An 18,283-nucleotide genomic window follows, 5' to 3' on the forward strand; every position below is an offset into this window, starting at 1 on the left:
GTCCGAGCGGACTGTGGGCCGAGCGGACTGTGGGCCGAGCGGTCGGCGGGCCGACGGCCCGAGCGCGCAGGGCCGGGGCCTGCTCAGTCCTTCCAGGTGCGGCGGTCGGACTCCATGCGGGCGCCGATGAACAGCGAGATCACGCCGGCGAAGCCCATCAGAACGACGATCGTGAGGAACACGGCCGAGGTCGAGGTCGCGCTGGGCATGAGGCCCGAGAGCATCGTGTTGATCCCGGCGCTGGAATCGCCGCGCGGATCCGAGGCGCTCGCGAGCTGCGGGTCCACCTGCACGGAGACGTTCGCCCGGTACTGGACGCCCTCGGCGTCCTGCACGGTGTAGCTGATCGACGTGGTGCGCCCGCGGAAGCCGCGAGCGGGCGTGAACCGCAGCACGCCGTCGCTGCCCACCTGGTACTCTCCCTCCCCCGGGACCACCAGGTGCGTGCCCGAGTAGCGCTCGAGGTCGTCGAGGTTGGAGGCCTCCAGGGAGCTGATCCGCACCGTGGCGGGCGACAGGGGGTCCGAGGGGGCGCCGGCGGTGTCGTTCGCGAGCAGGTCCACCTGCACGGCCTTCCCGGGCGCGGTGCGCAGCTCGTCGTCGCGCAGCACGGCCCCGCTGTCGGTGACCAGCGCCGTGAGCGTCGCGCTCGAGCTCGTGGAGTCGGCGTACGAGCCGCTGCCGACGAGCTGCACGGTGCTGCGCAGGCCGTTCTCGGCGTCGTCGTCCGGATCGAAGGTGACCGCGCGCGCGTCGACGTCGATCGCCCAGCTGCCCTGCCCGGGGATGGTGAGCTCGCGGCCGTTGGAGGAGACCTTCGCCCCGCTGGGAAGGCCGTCCTTCGCGAAGCGCAGGGAGTCGGCGCGCACGAAGCGGGCGTCGTCCATGGGCGCGAAGGTGATGGACGTTCCGGCGGTGCCCACCTGCGTCTGGTCGAGCATCGCCGGGTAGCCGGGGGCGAGGGTCGCGACGCCCGCGGTGTTGCCCTCGGAGTCCTCACCGGTCAGCCCGATCGGGTCGGCCGCCTTCACCGAGTCCTCCGCTGGGGTGAAGCGCACGGACTGCTTCTTCCGGTCCAGCGTCCAGGTGCCCTGGCCCGCCACCACGGCGCGGGTGCCGGCGCTGTTGACCTTCACCCCGTCGTCGGCGGAGCCGCTGGTCGTGGGGTCCCCGTCGGTCCCGGTCGCGGCGTCCCCGTCGGTCCCGGTCGCGCCGTGCTCGGACCCGGCGTCGGTCGATCCGGTGCCGTCCGAGCCGCCGTCGCTCGCGCCCGTCGAGCCGGCGTCCGCGTGGGTGAGCGGCACCAGGCGCAGCGTCGAGGACTCGACGTCCTCCTGGCCGTCGGCGACATCGAAATCGATGGGATCGCCGAAGGGTGCGGCGCGCACGAGGTCGGGAAGCACGGGCGTGGTGAGACTGATGATGCCGGTGGTCAGCACGGTGCCGTCGGCCGATTCGGCGACGTAGCGCATGGGCTCGGGCGAGCGGCCCAGATGGCTCGAGGACGGCGTGAAGGTGAGCTCGGTGGCGTCCTCGGAGACCTGCCATTCGCCCTCGCCGACGGCGATCAGACGACGGCCGTCGCCCGAGAGGGTGCTGCCGGCGGGCATCGTGTCCAGCAGCAGGCGCACGCGCTCGGTGCCCGAGGGGCGCAGATCCCCCTTGAGGGACACGCGGATCTCCCCGCCGGCGGGCGCGGCGATGCCCGCATCGGCGACGGGGCTCGGCTCGACGGGCAGGTCGGAGGGCAGGGAACGGATCCCGTTGGTCGCCTCGATGGTGAGCGCGATGGGGGCCGGATCCGTCTCGGACTCGGAGGCCGGGGTGAAGACGAGCTCCTCGCCCTGGATCGTCCACGTCCCCTCCCCCTCGACGGCGAGCGAGGTCCCGTCGGAGGCGAGCGTCATCTCGGACAGCTGCGCGTCCGAGGCGTCCGACGGGACCGCGAGGCGAACCGAGTCCAGGTTCAGCTCCGATTCGGCGTCGTCGTCGAGGAGGCTGGTCAGCGGGATACGGTTGACGACGCCCGGCGCGACGGTGATGGTGTCGCGCGAGAGCGGCAGGTCGAAGGGGCCCTTCTCGCCGAGCGCGAGGGCCGCGGGCGCGGTGAGCGAGGTCAGCACGCCGAGCGCGAGGGTCAGCGCGAGGACGAGGAGGGACCGTGCGGGGGCCGGGCGCGGAGACCTGGACCGCGGGTTCCGCGAGCTGGCGTCCGGGCGGCGCGCGAGGGGTCTGCGCGCAGGCGCGGGTGTCGCGCGCGCGAGCGGAGTGGTCGCATCCCTGCCTGGCACCCGGTCACGGTATCAGCCGAGGGTGCGCGGACCGCGGGTCGGAAGCGCGCGCGGACCCGTGCAGCACATCGGCCCGCCGTCCTCACGAACCGGCGGAGGCGGAGCGCGGCCGGGTCCTACAGTGGGCCCATGGATGAGCCTCGCTCGACCGACGATCCTCGGCCCGACGGCCCCACGCTCGGTGACGGGCACGCGGCGTTGTCGCACGACACCCGCGCGGCGGCGCTCGCGGCGGCGCTCGTGGACGCGCTCCCCTCGCTCGCGCAGTGGATGGTGCGGCAGCGCTGGTACCCGGCCAAAGGAGCGGGCGCGCCGCGGCTCACCGTGCGCGGCGCCGCGGTGATCGCCTCGACGTCAGGGACCGACGGGGCGGCCAGGGAGGATGCTCGGGACAGCGGAACGGGCCCGGAGGCTGCTCGGGACGGCGGGGCGCAGGTGCTCGACGTCGTGGTGCGGGCCGTGGCCGACGGTGCGGCGACGGACTACCAGGTGCCGCTCGTGGTGCGAGCCGGGTCCGCGCCCGGCGCCGGGTCCGACGGCGAGGATCCCGACGGGCTGATCACCGTCCTCGAACGACCCGCGGACAGCGACGTCCCGACGGATCCGACCGGCGCCGCCTCCTCCGCGCCGGGCGCGGGCACCGGTCCCCTGCGGATCGAGGACGCCTGCCGCACCGACCTCGGGAGGCGCGCCCTGCTGCACGTGCTCGCGGCGGATCGGCGAGCCGACAGTCTGCGCGGCGGCACGCACGGCGCCCCGGGCGATGGCCCGCTCGTCGGCCCGCCCATCGGCCCGCTCGTCGGCCCCGGACTCGCGCTGGACCCCGCGCCCGTCCCGGGACGCACCGGCGCTCGCGTCGTCGCGACGCGACTGCTCAGCGGCGAGCAGTCGAACTCCTCGATGATCTTCACGCTGGAGGACGCCGACCCCGTGATCCTCAAGCTCTTCCGCGTGCTCGCACCGGGAGAGAACCCCGACGTGGTCCTGCAGGGCGCTCTCGACCGCGCCGGCTGCACGCGGATCGCCCCGATGATCGGATCCGTGCGGCTGCGCGTGGGGGCGAGGGGCGGTGCGACCGCCGAGGAGGGCGCCGACGAGAGCGCCGACGCGCTGCTCGCCCAGGGCTTCCTGCCGGACGTCGAGGACGCTTGGCGGGTGGCGCTGCAGCAGGCCTCGGGCGGCGTCGACTTCCGTGCGGGCGCGCGCGACCTCGGCGCCGCGGTCGCCGAGGTGCACCGTCTGCTCGCCTCCGAGCTGCCGAGCGCACCGGCGGCCCCCGCGGACCGCGCGCGCGTGCTCGACCAGATGCGCGCCCGTCTCGACGAGGTCGCCGCCCAGGTCCCGCAGGTCCTCCCCCATCGGGCCGCGCTGCGCGGGCTCATCGACGCCGCGGCCGACGCCGCCTGGCCGCCCCTCCAGCGCATCCACGGCGACCTGCACCTGGGCCAGGTGCTCGCCGACCCCTCGCGCGGCTGGGTGCTGCTGGACTTCGAGGGCGAGCCGCTGCGCCCGCTCGCCGAGCGCGCGCTCCCCGACTGCCCGGTGCGGGACGTAGCGGGCATGCTGCGCAGCCTCGACTACGCGGGCGGAGCCGTGCTGCACGAGCACGGCGTGGACGCGTCGGCGTGGGTCGCGGAGTCCTCGCGCGCCTTCCTCGACGGCTACCTCGACGCCATGGGGATCGCCCACGAGGACGCGTCGTTCCTCGCGCTGCTGCGCGCCTTCGAGGCCGACAAGGCCGTCTACGAGGTGCTGTACGAGGCGCGGAACCGTCCGAGCTGGCTGCCGATCCCCCTCGGCGCGCTGGCCCGGCTCAGTTCTCGCTGAGCACCGAGGACTCGGGCGTCGCCGCGCCCACCGGCATCCCGGCAGGCGCGACGGAGGGGATCGGCAGGGCGGCGGGCACGGCGTGCAGGCTCGGCGCCGGCCGCAGCACGCGCCGCACGGCCGACGGCGTGGTCGACACGTCGCCCTGCTCGACGCCGGGCAGGAACGGCGCGCTGATCACGCGCAGGAGCAGGCGCGCACCGATGACGACCTCGGCGCGGTCCCCCTCCGGGTCGTCCCACACGCGGGTGCGCACGCCGCTGACCTCGCCGTCCTCGCTCACGGCGAGCCCGAGGCCGCGCAGCGCACGATCGGCGACGCGCAGCAGCGACACGGGACTGGGCGAAGCGGGCGGCTCCGCGGTCGATCCGATCAGGGCGCTCACGTGCTGGATGGTGCGCACGCCCCGGTACCGGGTGCCGGAGGCCCGGTCGCGACGGGGCCGGTGCTCGATGAGCTCGAGGCCCTGTCCGCTGGCGTGGGGTGCGCTGCCGTGGGATGCGCTGCTGTGGGGTGCTCGGCTGCGCGGTGCGCCATCGTCGTGTGGGCCGCCGTGCAGGGCGCTGCTGTGCGGCGCACCGTGCGCGCGCAGGGCGTCGACCACGACGGTGAGGATCTCGTGCACGCGGCGGCGGGCCTCGGCGGGGCCGGTCGGGACGCGCTCGTGCGCGAGTGGCCTGCCCGTCATCGGCTCACCTCCACGCTGCGTCCTGCCCTGATGCCCGGGGGCCTGATGCCCTGGTGTGCTGCGGCTCGGCCCACCGTATCCGTGCGACACTCCTCGTCACGATGGGGAGAAGTCCCCATCGACAGGCCGTGCGAGACCTCTCCGGACCGTGCACGACATGATGGCGTCGGGGGTGCCCCTGTGGTCAGGATCCGTGCCGGACGGGGCCGGATCGGGCACGGAATCCGACCACCGGCCCAGGCCGGTCGCGCAGCAGGGCAGACAGGCCGGGCTGGAGCCGGGCAGACCGGCCGGCCCCGCACGTAGCGGTGCAGACCGGCCGGGCGCCCGGCGGGCCGCCCATCCGGCGGTCCGGTGGGTTCAGTCGACGGGGACGAACTCGATCGGGCTGACCTGGGAGTAGCGGTCCTCGCGGATCGCGACCACGCCCACGCCGCCGATGAACGGGGCGAGGGCCTGGGGGTTCTTGCCGGGGTTGGCGAGGATGACCTGGAAGCCGAAGTGGCGGAAGGACTCCATCGCCGCGGTGATGAACTTGCCGGCGCCCTTGGAGAAGGCCTCGTCGATGATGATCGGCGCGTAGCGGGGGACGTCGATCCCGGTGCCGGCCAGCTGGTAGCGCAGCGCGGCCGCGAGGCAGAAGGTGGTCAGACGCTCGTTCTGGCCGCCCGAGAGCGGGCCGCCCGACTCGTGGGCGTGCACGACCTTCCCCTCGGCGTCGACCTCCTCGGCGTGGAAGTGCACGTGGCGGCGCACGTCCAGGATCGCCCGGGAGACCTGGTCGTCCTTGGTGCGGGCGTTGGAGATGAGCTCCATGAGGTGGCGCAGCGAGACGAAGCGCTCCTCGGCCCGGTCGCGGTCGCGCGTGATGTCGTTCTCGATGGTGCCGGCGACGGCGTCCTCGAGGGCCTTCTTGAACTCGTCGAGGGCGGCGAGATGCACGGGCCGCATGGACAGCTGCAGGTAGCGCCCGGAGTGGAACTCCACCTGGGAGAGCAGGGCGTTGATGCGCTGGAGGCGCTTCTTGATCTCGGCGGGCTCGCGGGCGATCGCGGTGGCCAGGGCCTGGACGTCGCCGAGGGTGTTGCCGGTGAAGAACTCGAAGAAGCGGTCCTCGACCTCGGGGAGCTTCTCCTCCTCGATGCGCTGGAGGATCGCGAGATGGTCGCCGGCGGCGTCCAGGGAGACGTCGGTGTCGCCGGCCTCGGCGGGCCAGCGCCGGGAGAACTCGCGCATCGCGGTGCGCATATCCTCCTCGGCGCGCGAGGTGCGCTTGGTGAGGTCCACGAGCTCGGCGTCCAGCGTCGCCGAGGCGTCCTTGGTGACCTGGTCGATCGTCGAGAGGACGATCGTGGGGGCGATCGCGTGGAAGCGCTCGGAGAGCTCCTCCTCGACCTCGGGGCTCAGGCTCCGCTCGCTCAGCCGCTCCTTCGCCTTCGCGAGGCGCTCGGCGGCGCGCTCGGCCTGCTCGCCGAGCTTGCCGGCGCCGCGGGCGACGTCCAGCAGCTCCTCGTCGGCGTCGGTGATGGACTGCTCGACGTCGTCGATCTGCCGGGCGAGGTCCGCGAGGGCCTCGGAGCCGGACTCGGCGGCGCGGACCATGTCCCGCAGGTTCGCGATGCGGCGGGCGACGGACGCGGCGTCGATGTCGTCCCACTCGACGGCGGCGAGCGCCTGCAGCGCGAACAGCCGCTCGCGTCGGCGCTCGGCCTCGGCCTCGACGTCCTTGCGTCGGGCCTGGGCCTCGAAGAGGGCCTGCTCGGCGCGGGTGCGCTCGTCCTCGAAGACCGCGCGCTTGCCGCGGTTGTCGAAGCCCAGCACCCACTGGGAGCGGTCGTTGATCGCGCGGTCGGTGTTCTTCTCGTGCCGGGACGCGGAGTGCTTGATCTGGCCCGAGCGCAGCACGGCGCGGTTCAGCCGCGTGAACTCCTCGAGGTCCTCCGCGCACACGTAGTCCATGCGGGCGGCGATCTCCCCGGAGAGCCAGGTGTGGAACTCGCCGTCCTTGACGTCGAGCTTCGCGGCCAGCGTCGTCGGGTCGATGCGTCGCGAGGGCCGGGTGAGGTCCGTGTTCACGCGGTTGTAGGAGATGCGGCGGCGCAGGCGCGTGCGGTCGATGACCCCGGCGACCTCGCGGTAGACGCGCTCGGGCACGAGGATCGAGCGGGCGAGGCCGCGCAGCGCCTGCTCGGCGGCGGCCGTCCACTCCTGCTCGCCGTCCTTGACCTGCAGGAGCTCGGCCGCGAAGGGCAGATCGGTGGGGGCGACGCCGACCTCGCGGGCGATCATGTCGCGCACGGCGACGTCCTCGGAGTGCAGGTTCGAGGCGCGGGAGGTCAGCGAGTTCAGCTCGGCGACGGTCTGCTGGAGCTCCTGCTGGAGCTCGCGGACCTTCGCCTCGGACTGCCAGCGGTTCTCGTCGGCGTTCTTCTCCTCGGTCTCGAGGGTCCGACGGAGATCGCCGACCTCGCGCTGGGTCGCCAGGAACAGGTCCTCGCTGACGGGGGTGCGCAGCTCGACGGTCGCGAGCTGCGCGGCGAACTCGGCGGCGCGCTCCTTGCGGCGCTCGCGCTCCACGTCCAGGCCCGCGATCTGCTGCTTCCAGTCGTCGATCTCGCCGCCTCCGGCGCGACGGCGCTGCTCCTTGAGCTGGGCGAGGTCGGCGCGGGAGTCCGCGAGGTCCTGGGTGAGGCGGCGCTGCTGCGCGCCGACGCGGTCGCGCTCGAGCTGCAGCCGCTCCTGCTCGTCCTGGAGGAGGCGCACCAGGTGCTGGGCGGCGTAGACGTCGATGTCGCTGCGGCGGTCCACGAGCTCCCCGCCGCGCTCGCGCATCTCCTTCCACGAGGTGTGGGCGTCGCGCAGGCCGCGCAGCAGATCGCGCTGCTCACGGGCGGTGACCAGGGCGTCGTAGACCTCGGAGAGGTTGTGGAAGTTCGTGAGCGCCTGATCCGCGAGCTCGAAGGTGCGAGGCTCGTCGAGCATGTAGTCGCGCAGCAGGGCGTTGACGTCGCCCAGCTCCTTGGCGCTCTGGATCTTGTGGAGGAGACCCAGGGCCTTCTCGTCGGGGATGCCCAGCAGCTGGCAGAACTTCGCCCGGTACTCGCGGAACTGCCGGAACGTCTCGGTGCCGGGATGGGCCGCCTCGAGGGCGCGGCCCTCGATCTGGCTGGAGACGAACTGGCGCAGGTCCGTCGCGTCGAGCGCCTTCCGGGAGATCACGTACAGGCTCTTCACGTCGGAGTCCGAGGTGTGCCCGGCCTGCAGGAGCAGCAGGCGGGAGAGCTGCACGACGCCGCCCTGCCCGTCGGCGAAGCGCAGCGAGAGGACCGTGAGGGTGGTCTTCTCGCGCAGCACCTCCTGGTTGAACTCGCCGGTGGAGGCGTCGTAGTGCATCGCCCAGGCGCCGCGCACGTAGCTCGCGACGGTGCGGCGGTACTTCGAGCGCGCCGGGCCCGCGTCGGACGCGGCGGCGTTGAAGTGCAGGGTGCGCGGCGGGGTGAGCAGGGCGCTGATCGCGTCCAGCAGCGTGGACTTGCCGGTGCCGGGGCCGCCGGTCAGGAAGTAGCCGCGCGGGGAGATCTCCAGGTCATGGGTGCCGTGGAAGGTCCCCCAGTTCGAGACCTGCACGTGCACGAGGCGCCACTGCCCGGGATGCGGGTGCTCGGGGTCCGTCTGCGCGGCGTCGGCGCGGTCGCCGGTGTCCTCGGCGAGGCCGGGCAGGTCGAGGGTCGTTGCGTCGGATTCCACCCCAGAAGGGTACCGGGGCGGGCGGGGGTCGGGGGCGGGGGTGGAGAAGCGGAGGGGTCGGGGCGGTGGCGGGTCAGCGGGTCCAGCCATGGCGGCGCAGCGCGTCGTCCACCCTGACCACCGCGCGCGAGCACCCGTCGTGAAGATCCGACGCGACGGTGCGCACCTCGATCCAGCCTGCGCTCACGCGGCGCTCCGTGCGCTCGATGTCCCGCTCCTGCTGAGCACGCGTGAGGTGGCGCGGCCCTTCGTGCTCGAGGCACACGCGGTAGCGCGGCCAGGAGAGGTCCGGCTCCCCGAGGTCCACTCCCCCGTCATACACGCGCACGTTGAGCCGAGGTTCGGGAAGACCGGCGTCCTCGAGGGCAAGACGGAGCCTCGTCTCCGCCGGGGAGTCGCTGCCCACGCGAGCTCGGTCGAGCGCGGCCCGCAGCGCGCGGGCGCCCCGTCGCCCTCGGCGCGCCTCGACCGCTGCGGCGAGATCGTCGAGAGACGCGTACGGCTCGGTGCGTCCCTCGAGACGGGGGCGGGGCCGACGCGCGAGATGATCGGCGATCGACACGAGATCGTCGACCCGCAGCAGCGGGGCGAGATCGCACCACGTGCTGACCCTCCCCGTGGTCCGAACCCCAGCCACGAGGACCGCGTCGTCCGCTTCCGCACCCGAGCACTTGTGCCACCGGATCAGGGCCGAGTCCTCGTGCTTGCGGGGACTGCCCACATGGACGGTGCGACTGCGCGCAGCCGTGAGCCCGCGCGGGATGGGCATCCCGAGCAGCTCCGCGGCAGTCGGTCCCCAGGCGAAGGCCGACGGGTTGTCGAAACTCAGCGCGCGCACGATCTGCGCGGCGCTCGCCCCGGTCCCCGCCCTCGCGTAGAGCCCGCGTGCCAGCGTTCGGATGTCCGAGGAGCGCAGGCGGGCCGCGCCGACCCCGGCGGCCCTCGCCTGTCGAGCGGTGAACACCGGCGGCAGATGCGCAGGCAGCGGCGCACGCGGCTTCGACATGGGCACCAGCGTCCCCGACTCGATCCCGGGCGCCGGAGATCATCCACAATGCCCAGGTCACAGGACGGATCCCGTCCGGTCGAGCGCCCCCGCAGCACCCACCCGATGCGGGCGCGTCGGCGAGAGGTGCGTCGCGCGTCGACGAGCAGATGAGTCGCGCGTCGGCGAAGGGTGAGTCGTCGACATCGCCGGGCCCAGGGAGCTGTGGCGTCGCGATCCACCAGCGAAAGGTGAGTTGTCGTGGCTACCGGTCGGTGAGAGGTGAGTTGTTGTCGTCAAACGGGCCTTTTGACGACAACAACTCACCTCTCGCGGGCGACAGTGCCGAGGGCGGAGGCGCGAGGGGGTACGGGTGGGCGGTTCGGTCGCCCTGGCGGGGCGGTCGCCCTGGCGGGCCGGTCACCGTGACCGGCCGGTCGCCCCGCCGGGTCGGTCAGCCTGCTGAGTCGTTGTACTGGTCGAGGGCGGACTGCAGGCCCTTGACGGCCTTGGTCAGCCCTTCCTTCGGGTCGTCGCCCTGGAGGATGCCCTCCCAGGCCTCCTCCACGGCCTTGCGGGCCTGGGGCATGATGCCCGCGGTGCCGCCCTGGGTGGGGGTGCTGAGCTCGGTCTCGTCGAGCTGCTGGATGGCGACGTCGAACTGCGGGAAGTCCTTGCGCCACTTCGTGTCCTCGGGCTCGTCGAGTGCCTTCTTCGAGACGGGGAAGTAGCCGGTGCCCGTGTGCCAGGTGGCCTGGTTCGCGGGCTCGTTGCAGAACTGCACGAACTTCCAGGCGGCCTCCTTCTCCGCATCGGAGTGCTTCTCCCCCACCACGTAGAGCGAGGCGCCGCCGATGACCGGGCCGTACTCGCTCTTCTCGATGCGCGGATAGAAGCCGACGCCCAGCTCGAAGTCCTGCTCGTCGGCCGCTTCCTTCATGCCTCCCAGCGCGCCGGTCGATTCGAGGGTGATGCCGATCGTGCCGGATTTGAAGGCGTCCTGCGCATCGGCCGGGGCGCGCCCCGTGTTGCCGGCGATGCCGTCGTCGACGAGCTTCTTCCACCAGGTGAGGAACTGGACGGCGGCGTCGTTGTCGAAGGCGAAGGCGCTCGCGCGCTCCTTGCCGCGGCCGTTGTCGGGCGTGCAGTAGAGCTCTCCGGCCGTCGCGATGATCTGCTCGACGAACCAGCCGTAGATCGCGCCGTTGAAGCCGAACTCCGCGGGGCCGTCGTTCTTCTTCGACAGGGCCTTCGCGGCCTCGGCGACCTCATCGAGGGTCTCGGGCGCCTTGTCCGGATCGAGGCCCGCCTTCTCGAAGAGTTTCTTGTTGTAGTAGAGGACGGGCATCGAGGTGTTGAACGGCATCGACCAGAGCTTGTCGGCGACCGTGTAGTACCCGGCGATGTTGGGCTGGATGTCGGAGACGTCGTAGGAGTCGCGGTCGATGAACGACTGCATGGGCACCACGGTCCCCGAGTCGATCATGAACTGCAGGCCGAGGTCGTAGATCTGCACCAGGGCAGGGGTGCTGCCGGACTGCACGGCGGCCTTGTACTTGGTGATGCCGTCGTCGTACTCGCCCTGGTAGACGGGCTTGATCGTGATCTTCCCGGAGTTCTTCTCGTTGAACGCCTTGACGAGCTTCTCGAGGGTGTCGCCGTTGGTGCCGTCCATCGAGTGCCAGAAGGCGACGGTGGTCTCGCCGTCGGCCTTGTCGAGAGCGCCGGAGTCCGGGGCCTTCGCCTCGGACCCTCCTCCGCCTCCCGAGCAGCCGGCGACGAGCGGCGCCGCGGCCGCCATCCCCGCCATCGAAGCCATGACTGTGCGCCGTCGGATCATCGTCGGGCCGCCTTTCGTTTCCGTGAGGTGCGGGATCGGTTCTGTGGGGGTGCGGGATGCTCGAGGGAGCGCGAGCAGGTGCGGGGATGTGCGCAGGTGTGTAGGTGTGCGCAGGTGCGGGGATGGGCGTTGTCCTCCCCGTCCGCGCGGCTCATTTGATCGCTCCCCCGGTGAGGCCGCGGACGATGAACCGCTGGCCGAAGATGAGCAGCAGCAGGGTCGGGACCACCGCGAGCACGGTGCCGGCGAGCACGAGGCCGGCGTTGAAGTTGTCGGCCGACTTGAGCTGGGTGATGCCGATCTGGATGGTCTGCATCTGCGGGGTCTGCGTGACCAGCAGGGGCCAGAAGTACATGTTCCAGGCCATCAGGAAGGACCAGAATCCGAGCGCCATCAGCGTGGGCCGCGACAGCGGGACGAGGATCCGGAGGAGGAAGCGCGGGTTCGAGCAGCCGTCGATGCGGGCGGCGTCGAACAGCTCCGAGGGGAAGGACATGAACGCCTGGCGCAGGAGGAAGATCCCGAAGCCGTGCGCGAGGAACGGGAGCGTCAGCGCGGGCAGGGTGTTGATGAGGCCCGCGTCGGAGATGAAGAGGTAGTTCGGGATGATGATCGCCTCGACCGGCACCATCATCGTGCTGAGCAGCAGGAAGAACCAGAAATTGCGCCAGCGCATCGGCAGGAACACGAGGGCGAAGCTCGCCAGCACGCTCGTGATCATCTGGCCGACGGTGATGATGCCCGCCATCGCCACGGAGTTGCCCCACTGCCGCAGCAGCGGGATCGCGTCGAGGGCGTCCGCGAAGTTCCGCAGGACCGCACCGCTCCTCGGCCACAGCGCGGCCGGGTAGGCGTTGATGTCGCCGGGTCCCATGAGCGACCCGGCGAAGCCGAAGTACACGGGGAACCCGATGAGGACCAGGAAGATCAGCAGCACGACGTAGGTGCCGACCTTCGAGGCGAGGCCCCCGGAGGGGCGCCGGCGGCGCGCAGGGCCCGCCGGCGTGGTCGGCACCGGGCGCGCCGCGGACGACGTCGTGGTCGAGGAGTGCTCGTTCACTGGTAGAACACCTTCCTCTCGACGAGCCCGAACTGCAGGGCGGTGATCACGACGACGACGAGCAGCAGCACGATCGCCTGGGCGGAGGCGTATCCGAAGTTCGAGTTGCCGTAGGCGAAGGCCTGTTCGTAGATCGAGTAGACGAGGGTGGTGGTCGACCCCTGCGGCCCGCCGCGGGTGAGGATGTGGATCTGGCCGAAGCTCTGCAGGGAGTTGATGGTGCCGGTGACGAGCAGGAAGAAGATCTGCGGGGTGAGCAGCGGGATGATGATCGAGCGCTGCATGCGCAGCCCTCCGGCGCCGTCCAGGCGGGCCGCCTCGATGATGTCGTCGGGCACGGAACCCAGGCCCGCCGAGAGCACCAGCAGGTTGTAGCCCATCTGCATCCACACGGTGGTGAGCGCGATCGAGATCAGCGCGATGTGGGGGTCGGTGATCCAGCCGACGCGGCCGATGCCGAACGTCCCCAGGATGCCGTTCAGCACGCCCGTGGCCTGGTTGAACATGACCGCGAAGATCACCGAGGCGGTCGCCACGGAGAACGCGAACGGTGAGGCGAAGGCGGTGCGGAAGAAGCGGATGCCGCGGATCCTCTGGTGCAGCAGCAGCGAGAGCATCAGCGAGATCGCGATCACCGGGACCACGGTGAGCACCACGAAGGCGATCGTGCGCAGCAGGACCGCATGGAACTCGGAGTCCTGCAGCAGCTTGAGGTAGTGCTCGGCGCCGACGAAGCCAGCAGGTCGGCCCAGGATGTCGTTGCCCTGGAAGGACAGCACGAACGAGCGCGCGAGCGGATAGAACATGAAGACCGCGAAGACGGCGAGCGCCGGCACCAGGTAGAGCCAGGAGCTGTACTGACCCCGTCGTGAGGGTCTGCGGCGCGGAATCTCGGATGCGTCGGGGACGGTGGATGCGTCGGTCGACGTCGTGGTCATGCGACCCCTCCTCTCCTCGTCATCGAGGCGGTGGGCGGGCGGTCGCCCTCAGGAGCGCGGCCGCGGGTGGGGAAGGTCAGGGAATGGCCCGAGCACAGGTGAACGGGAGGTGAACACGGTGATCCAGGTCACCGTAGCAGAGGGCGTGCGGCATATGTCGGAACCCGGCGTCGCCTCACGTCACCGTGCCTGCGCCGCCGCGAGCGACGCGCGGCGCTCGTCCGAGGTCCGGTGCCTCGGGGTCGGCGCCCCGGGCTCCCGCCTCCGACCCTCTGCCGTCAGCGCCCCTCGTCCCCGTCCGCAGGGTCGATCGCGCCGTCCGCACTCTCGCCCTCGGCGTCGGTCCCGGACACGGCGGCGCCGCCGAAGCCGTCAGTGGCCCCCGCGTCGAGATCGTCCGCGGCGTGCCCGTCCTCCGTATCGGCGCCCTCGATGTCGACGTCGTCCTGGCCCACATCCTCCGCGTCGACGTCCTCCGGGCCGACATCCTCCGCGTCGACGTCCTCGGGGTCATCGTCCTCGGGGTCGGCGAGGCCGCCGGCCCCTGCCTCGCGGTACAGGGCGATGAACTCGCGGGCGGTGTCGGGGCCGATCATCAGGCGCAGCACCGGGGAGACCTCGAAGGAGTCGCCCTGCTCCTCGAGCAGGCCCGCGCGCTGGATCTTGGTGATGGAGGCGCGCACCTCCTTGGCGAAGCCGGCCTCGTCGGTCGAGGTGGAGCGGCGGTAGGCGGCGAGCGCCTGCTGGATCTCCGCCTCGGAGACCACCGCGCGCTGACCGCGGGAGGACTGGGTGAGCAGCATCTGGCGCAGCACCAGCAGCAGCACCGAGTCCAGACGGTTCAGGCCGGAGAGGCGGCGCAGCAGCTTGGGGGCGTCGGGGTCGGCCTCGCTCTGGCGCACGAAGGCGACCTGGGCGTCGTCGTCCAGGACCAGCTCGAGGAACATGTCGGCGAGCCGGGCCTCGATGGCCGCCCGGTCCCGCAGCAGCTGGCCGTAGCGCTGGGGCTCACGCCGACCGTCGACGAAGGGCCCCTGCAGCAGGGCGACGAGGACGCGGCGGGACTCGTCGACGAGCGCGCCCAGGCCGGAGGTGGTGGGCGCGTCCGGGTCGTCCGGCGAGGAGGCCGAGCCCGAGGGGTTCGAGGAGGCCGCGGCGGCGGGCGAGGCGGGGGATGTCATGGGAGCCACGATCATCGAGGGTACCTGCGAGACTGGCCGTCATGGACGATCTCACCGTCGAGCGGGTGCTGCGCACCGTCGAGTCCATCCCCCGGGGCCGCGTCGCGAGCTACGGCCAGGTGGGCGACGTGTGCGGGGTGGGGCCGCGCCTGGTGGGTCGGATCATGAGCCAGTGGGGCTCGGGGGTGACCTGGTGGCGGGTGACATCGGCCGACGGGGACCTGCCCGCGCCGCTCCTCGCGCGCGCACTCGACGCGTGGGACGAGGAGGGGATCGCGCTCAAGCCCAACGGGCGCGGCTGCCGGATCGCGCGGTACCGGGCCGATCACGAGCAGCTCGTCGCGGATGCCCGACGGGCCTGGGCGGACCTGCCGGAGGAGTGAGGGGCGACCGGGGATCACGACCTGCACGATCCGACATCGGTCACGCCTCGTTCGTCGGCCGTTCGCCCTGTTGTAACCTCAGGAACGGCCCGGCGAGAGCCCGACCCCTTTCCGTGCAGACCCGTGTTCCGAGCCCAGGGATCGAGCTCACCGCGGCCTGCCGTCCATCACCCCGTTCATGACCGCGCGTTCCGAGGAGGCCCCGTGCACGTCGGGACGACGCTCCAGCGCACGCCGAGCGCGGCCGCTCCCCTGTGGGAGCAGGCCTTCGCCGCATGGGCATGGCGCCATGCCGTCGGGCCGCGTCCGGTGCATGTCGAGGTCGGGACGCCCGGGTCCGACGGGGCGGACGCCCCCGCCGTCGCCCCTGACTCCACCCGCCGCCCTCGTCTCCTGGGGGCCGACGCGGGCACCGTGATCGACCTGGGCGAGATCGGGGCCGAGGGCCGCACCGTGGATCTCGCAGATCCCTCCACCCCCGCCTGGCTGTGGGTCGAGGAGGCGGCCGACGGGTCCGGCGCGACCTGGTCCGGCGTGCGCTGGTGGGTCGATGAGCAGGTCGAGCTGCCGCGCGTGAGCGCCATCGTCCCCACCTTCCGCCGCGAGGACGATGCGACCGCGCAGGCCCACGCCTTCGCCGCCATGCCCTTCGTCGCCCGCGTGCTGGTCATCGATCAGGGCGGCACCCTCGCGGGCCACGCGCCCTTCACCCGGCTCCTCGACGCGCAGGAGGGAATGTCGGCCGACCTCCCCGACTCCCTCGCCACCGCGCGCATCGAACTCCTCGAGCAGCCGAACCTGGGCGGCTCGGGCGGATACGCGCGCGGCATGCTCGCCTCCCTCGACGACCCTTCGCAGGCCGTGTTCCTCTCCGACGACGACGCCCTGATCTCCGAGGAGTCCCTGCGCCGCCTGCTGACCTTCCAGGCCCTCGCCGAGGCGCCGACGATCCTGGGCACCGGCCTGCTGGACGCCGACTCCCCCGCCGGCGCCCCCACCCTGCTCACCGAGGCCGAGCACGTGGAGCGCCGAACCTTCTTCTGGCGCTCGGCCGACGGCATGCACGGGCCGCTCGACCTCGCCGGCACCACGCCCGCCGACTGGGACGCCCTGCTGCCGCGCACCGCCGCCGACTACACGGGCTGGTGGGGCACACTGCTCCCTCCCGGCGCCGTCGGCACGCTGGGGCTCCCCGCGCCCTTCTTCCTGAAGTGGGACGACGCCGAGTACGGGCTGCGCGCGAGCGCGAGCGGCTATTCGACGATGGTGCTGCCGGGCGCCTCGGTCACGCACCCCTCCTGGGACGCGTACCGCACGCAGATGAGCTGGAGCGCGCGGATCCTGCACCGCAACCGTCTGGCGACCGCCGCCGCGCATCGCGCCGGCCGCGGGGTGCTCGCCGATTCCCTCGCCCACCAGCTCAAGCACGTGCTGTCCGGCCTGCACCTCACCGCGCGCCTGTGGGACGAGGGCGCACGAGCGGCGCTCGCGGGGCCCGAGGCATGGCTCGGCCGGGATCTGGGCACCGCGAGGGCCGACGGCCAGGCTGTGGTCGACGCCTGGCGCGAGCGCCAGCGCCCCCGCACCGAGAGCCTCGAGCCGACGCGCACCACCCCGTTCTCCCTGTCCGCCGGGGCCCTGCGGGCGCTCGCGCGCGCTCTCTCCCCCGTCCGCGCTCCGCGCAGCGTGCTCGAGATCCCCGCGAGCGAGGTGTCCTGGCGCACCGTGCTCGGGGCCGACGCCGTGATCATCACCTCCGCACGGGGCGAGAGGATCGACGCCTTCGCGATCGAGGGGCACGATGATCGGTCCCTGCTCCTGCGGGTGCTGCGCACGCACGTGCGCCTGGCCCTGCGCTGGGGTCGGCTGCGCCGCCGGTACGCGCGCGCCCTGCCGCGCTGGACCACGGCGGGCGCCTGGCGGGAGATCCTGGAGCGGGCGGAGCAGCCGGGTACCGAGGTGCCGCGCTCCGAGGAGCACGCCGCCGAGCAGCAGGACAGTGAGCGCCAGAGCACCGAGCATGAGAGCACCGAGGAGCGCACGGACGAGAGCGCTGACGCGAGCCCGGAAGGAGGCCGCTGATGGCCGCACGCGGCAACTCCCTCAAGCGGCGCCTGCGCAGCTCCGGCGGCAAGCTCCTGCGCCGCTTCCGCCTGCTTCCCGGCGGCGTCCCCGACGGCCTGGGCGATGACGACCGCCTGGGCGAGACCGTCCTCGAGGGCGACGTCATCCTCTACTTCCCGGACACCCTGGAGAGTCTCTACCAGCTCGACGACTGGTTCGGGCCGCTGCGCGAGCTGCACCGCCAGCGGGGCGTGACCATCGTGTGCATGGACTCGCGGGTCGCCGCGGCGCTGCGCGAGAGGGTGGAGATGACGGTCATCACCGTCGCCCGCGACGCGACGCTGGACGCGCTGATCCTGCGCAGCGACACCAAGCTGATCCTCTACGTGAACTACAACCCGCTGAACACGGCGCCGCTGCGCAGCCGCTCGGCGCTGCACGTCTCGCTGCTGCACGGCGACTCCGACAAGGGCGTGTCCGTCTCCAACCAGATCAAGGCCTACGACTTCTCCTTCGTCGCCGGGCAGGCGGCGATCGACCGCCTCGAGCGCTACTCGACCCTGTTCGACGCGCGCACCCGCTGCATCCCCGTCGGGCGACCCAGCCTGGACACGGACCGCGTGCCCGCCTCGTCGCGCCCCGAGGGTGCTCCCCGCACCGTGCTCTACGCGCCGACGTGGGAGGGCGGGCAGGCGAGCGTCGCCTACTCCTCGCTGCTCACCCAGTCGGAGATGATCGTGCGCTCCCTGGTCGCCGCCGGCCTGCAGGTCATCTACCGGCCGCACCCGCTGACCGGCGTGCGCGTGCCCGCCTTCGGTGAGGCCGACGCGCAGCTGCGCGAGCTGCTCGCCGAGCGCGGGCAGGAGGTGGCCGAGCGCCACGGCATCCAGCGGGACTTCGCCCGCGCGGACCTCATGATCTGCGACGTCTCCGCCGTCGCGACGGACTGGCTGGCCACCGGCAAGCCTCTCCTCGTCACCGAGCCCGCACGCGCCGAGGGCGGACCCCGCGAGGCCGCCACGCGCCTCCTGCAGACGGCCCCGCGCCTCACCGAGGAGCAGGCCCCGCGCGCGGGCGAACTCGCCCTCGAGCAGATCACCGAGGACCCCCAGCGCGAGCAGCGCCGCGAGCTCACCGAGTACTACCTGGGCGACACGACCCCGGGGGCTTCGCTGCATCGCTTCCTGGACGCCTGCACCGACCTCACTGTGCTGCGAGATCAGCTGTGGGCGTCGATCCAGGAGGAGGGCACCGCATCGTGAACCACATGATCGTCCGA

General features: G+C 72.5%; 12 protein-coding genes. 4 read left to right on the forward strand and 8 right to left on the reverse strand.

All coding sequences use genetic code 11. From position 1 onward, the window contains the following. Window positions 1–83: 83 nt before the first annotated feature. The gene (locus M4486_RS10330) at window positions 84–2,123 is read right to left on the reverse strand and encodes an Ig-like domain-containing protein (RefSeq protein WP_249476994.1); all 2,040 of its coding nucleotides are present in this window, start codon (window positions 2,121–2,123) and stop codon (window positions 84–86) included. Window positions 2,124–2,420: 297 nt separating this feature from the next. Between M4486_RS10330 and M4486_RS10335 the strand changes: the two genes are divergently transcribed. Further along, on the forward strand, window positions 2,421–4,118 hold the full coding sequence (locus M4486_RS10335) for a phosphotransferase (protein ID WP_249476996.1): 1,698 nt from the start codon (window positions 2,421–2,423) through the stop codon (window positions 4,116–4,118). On the opposite strand, the gene M4486_RS10340 is transcribed toward M4486_RS10335, so the two are convergent. The 7 genes from M4486_RS10340 to M4486_RS10370 all read right to left on the reverse strand — a co-directional run bounded on the left by M4486_RS10340 (window position 4,105) and on the right by M4486_RS10370 (window position 14,557). Further along, window positions 4,105–4,806 carry a hypothetical protein gene (locus tag M4486_RS10340; protein WP_249476997.1) on the reverse strand — a complete coding sequence of 234 codons (702 nt, stop codon included), beginning with the start codon at window positions 4,804–4,806 and terminating at the stop codon, window positions 4,105–4,107. The two genes, M4486_RS10335 and M4486_RS10340, sit on opposite strands and share 14 nt — an antisense overlap. Window positions 4,807–5,166: 360 nt before the next feature. After that, the gene (locus M4486_RS10345) at window positions 5,167–8,553 is read right to left on the reverse strand and encodes an ATP-binding protein (protein ID WP_249476998.1); all 3,387 of its coding nucleotides are present in this window, start codon (window positions 8,551–8,553) and stop codon (window positions 5,167–5,169) included. A gap of 73 nt (window positions 8,554–8,626) precedes the next feature. After that, window positions 8,627–9,559: a hypothetical protein gene (locus M4486_RS10350; protein ID WP_249476999.1), complete on the reverse strand. Its 933-nt coding sequence runs from the start codon at window positions 9,557–9,559 to the stop codon at window positions 8,627–8,629. Between the two features lie 433 nt (window positions 9,560–9,992). Next, window positions 9,993–11,357, reverse strand: a complete 1,365-nt coding sequence (locus M4486_RS10355; RefSeq protein ID WP_249477000.1) for an ABC transporter substrate-binding protein — start codon at window positions 11,355–11,357, stop codon at window positions 9,993–9,995. Between the two features lie 172 nt (window positions 11,358–11,529). Continuing rightward, window positions 11,530–12,438 (reverse strand): carbohydrate ABC transporter permease, encoded by a 909-nt coding sequence (locus tag M4486_RS10360; RefSeq protein WP_249477002.1) that lies wholly within the window; start codon window positions 12,436–12,438, stop codon window positions 11,530–11,532. Continuing rightward, the gene (locus tag M4486_RS10365) at window positions 12,435–13,376 is read right to left on the reverse strand and encodes a carbohydrate ABC transporter permease (RefSeq protein WP_249477004.1); all 942 of its coding nucleotides are present in this window, start codon (window positions 13,374–13,376) and stop codon (window positions 12,435–12,437) included. The genes M4486_RS10360 and M4486_RS10365 overlap by 4 nt, the downstream gene beginning before the upstream one ends. A gap of 278 nt (window positions 13,377–13,654) precedes the next feature. Beyond that, entirely contained in the window at window positions 13,655–14,557 is a 903-nt protein-coding gene (locus tag M4486_RS10370) for a DUF4194 domain-containing protein (RefSeq protein WP_249477007.1), read from the reverse strand. A gap of 41 nt (window positions 14,558–14,598) precedes the next feature. On the opposite strand from M4486_RS10370, the gene M4486_RS10375 reads away from it, so the two are divergent. The 3 genes from M4486_RS10375 (at window position 14,599) to M4486_RS10385 (ending at window position 18,266) form a co-directional block, all read left to right on the forward strand. Next, window positions 14,599–14,940, forward strand: coding sequence for an MGMT family protein (locus tag M4486_RS10375; RefSeq protein WP_249477009.1), 342 nt, complete (start codon window positions 14,599–14,601; stop codon window positions 14,938–14,940). 204 nt (window positions 14,941–15,144) lie between these two features. Further along, on the forward strand, window positions 15,145–17,022 hold the full coding sequence (locus M4486_RS10380; protein WP_249477012.1) for a glycosyltransferase: 1,878 nt from the start codon (window positions 15,145–15,147) through the stop codon (window positions 17,020–17,022). Beyond that, the gene (locus M4486_RS10385; protein WP_249477013.1) at window positions 17,022–18,266 is read left to right on the forward strand and encodes a CDP-glycerol glycerophosphotransferase family protein; all 1,245 of its coding nucleotides are present in this window, start codon (window positions 17,022–17,024) and stop codon (window positions 18,264–18,266) included. Before M4486_RS10380 ends, M4486_RS10385 begins: the two co-directional genes overlap by 1 nt. Window positions 18,267–18,283: the final 17 nt, after the last annotated feature.

Origin of the sequence: Brachybacterium kimchii (genome assembly GCF_023373525.1) — a bacterium.
Classification (GTDB): Bacteria; Actinomycetota; Actinomycetes; order Actinomycetales; family Dermabacteraceae; genus Brachybacterium; species Brachybacterium kimchii.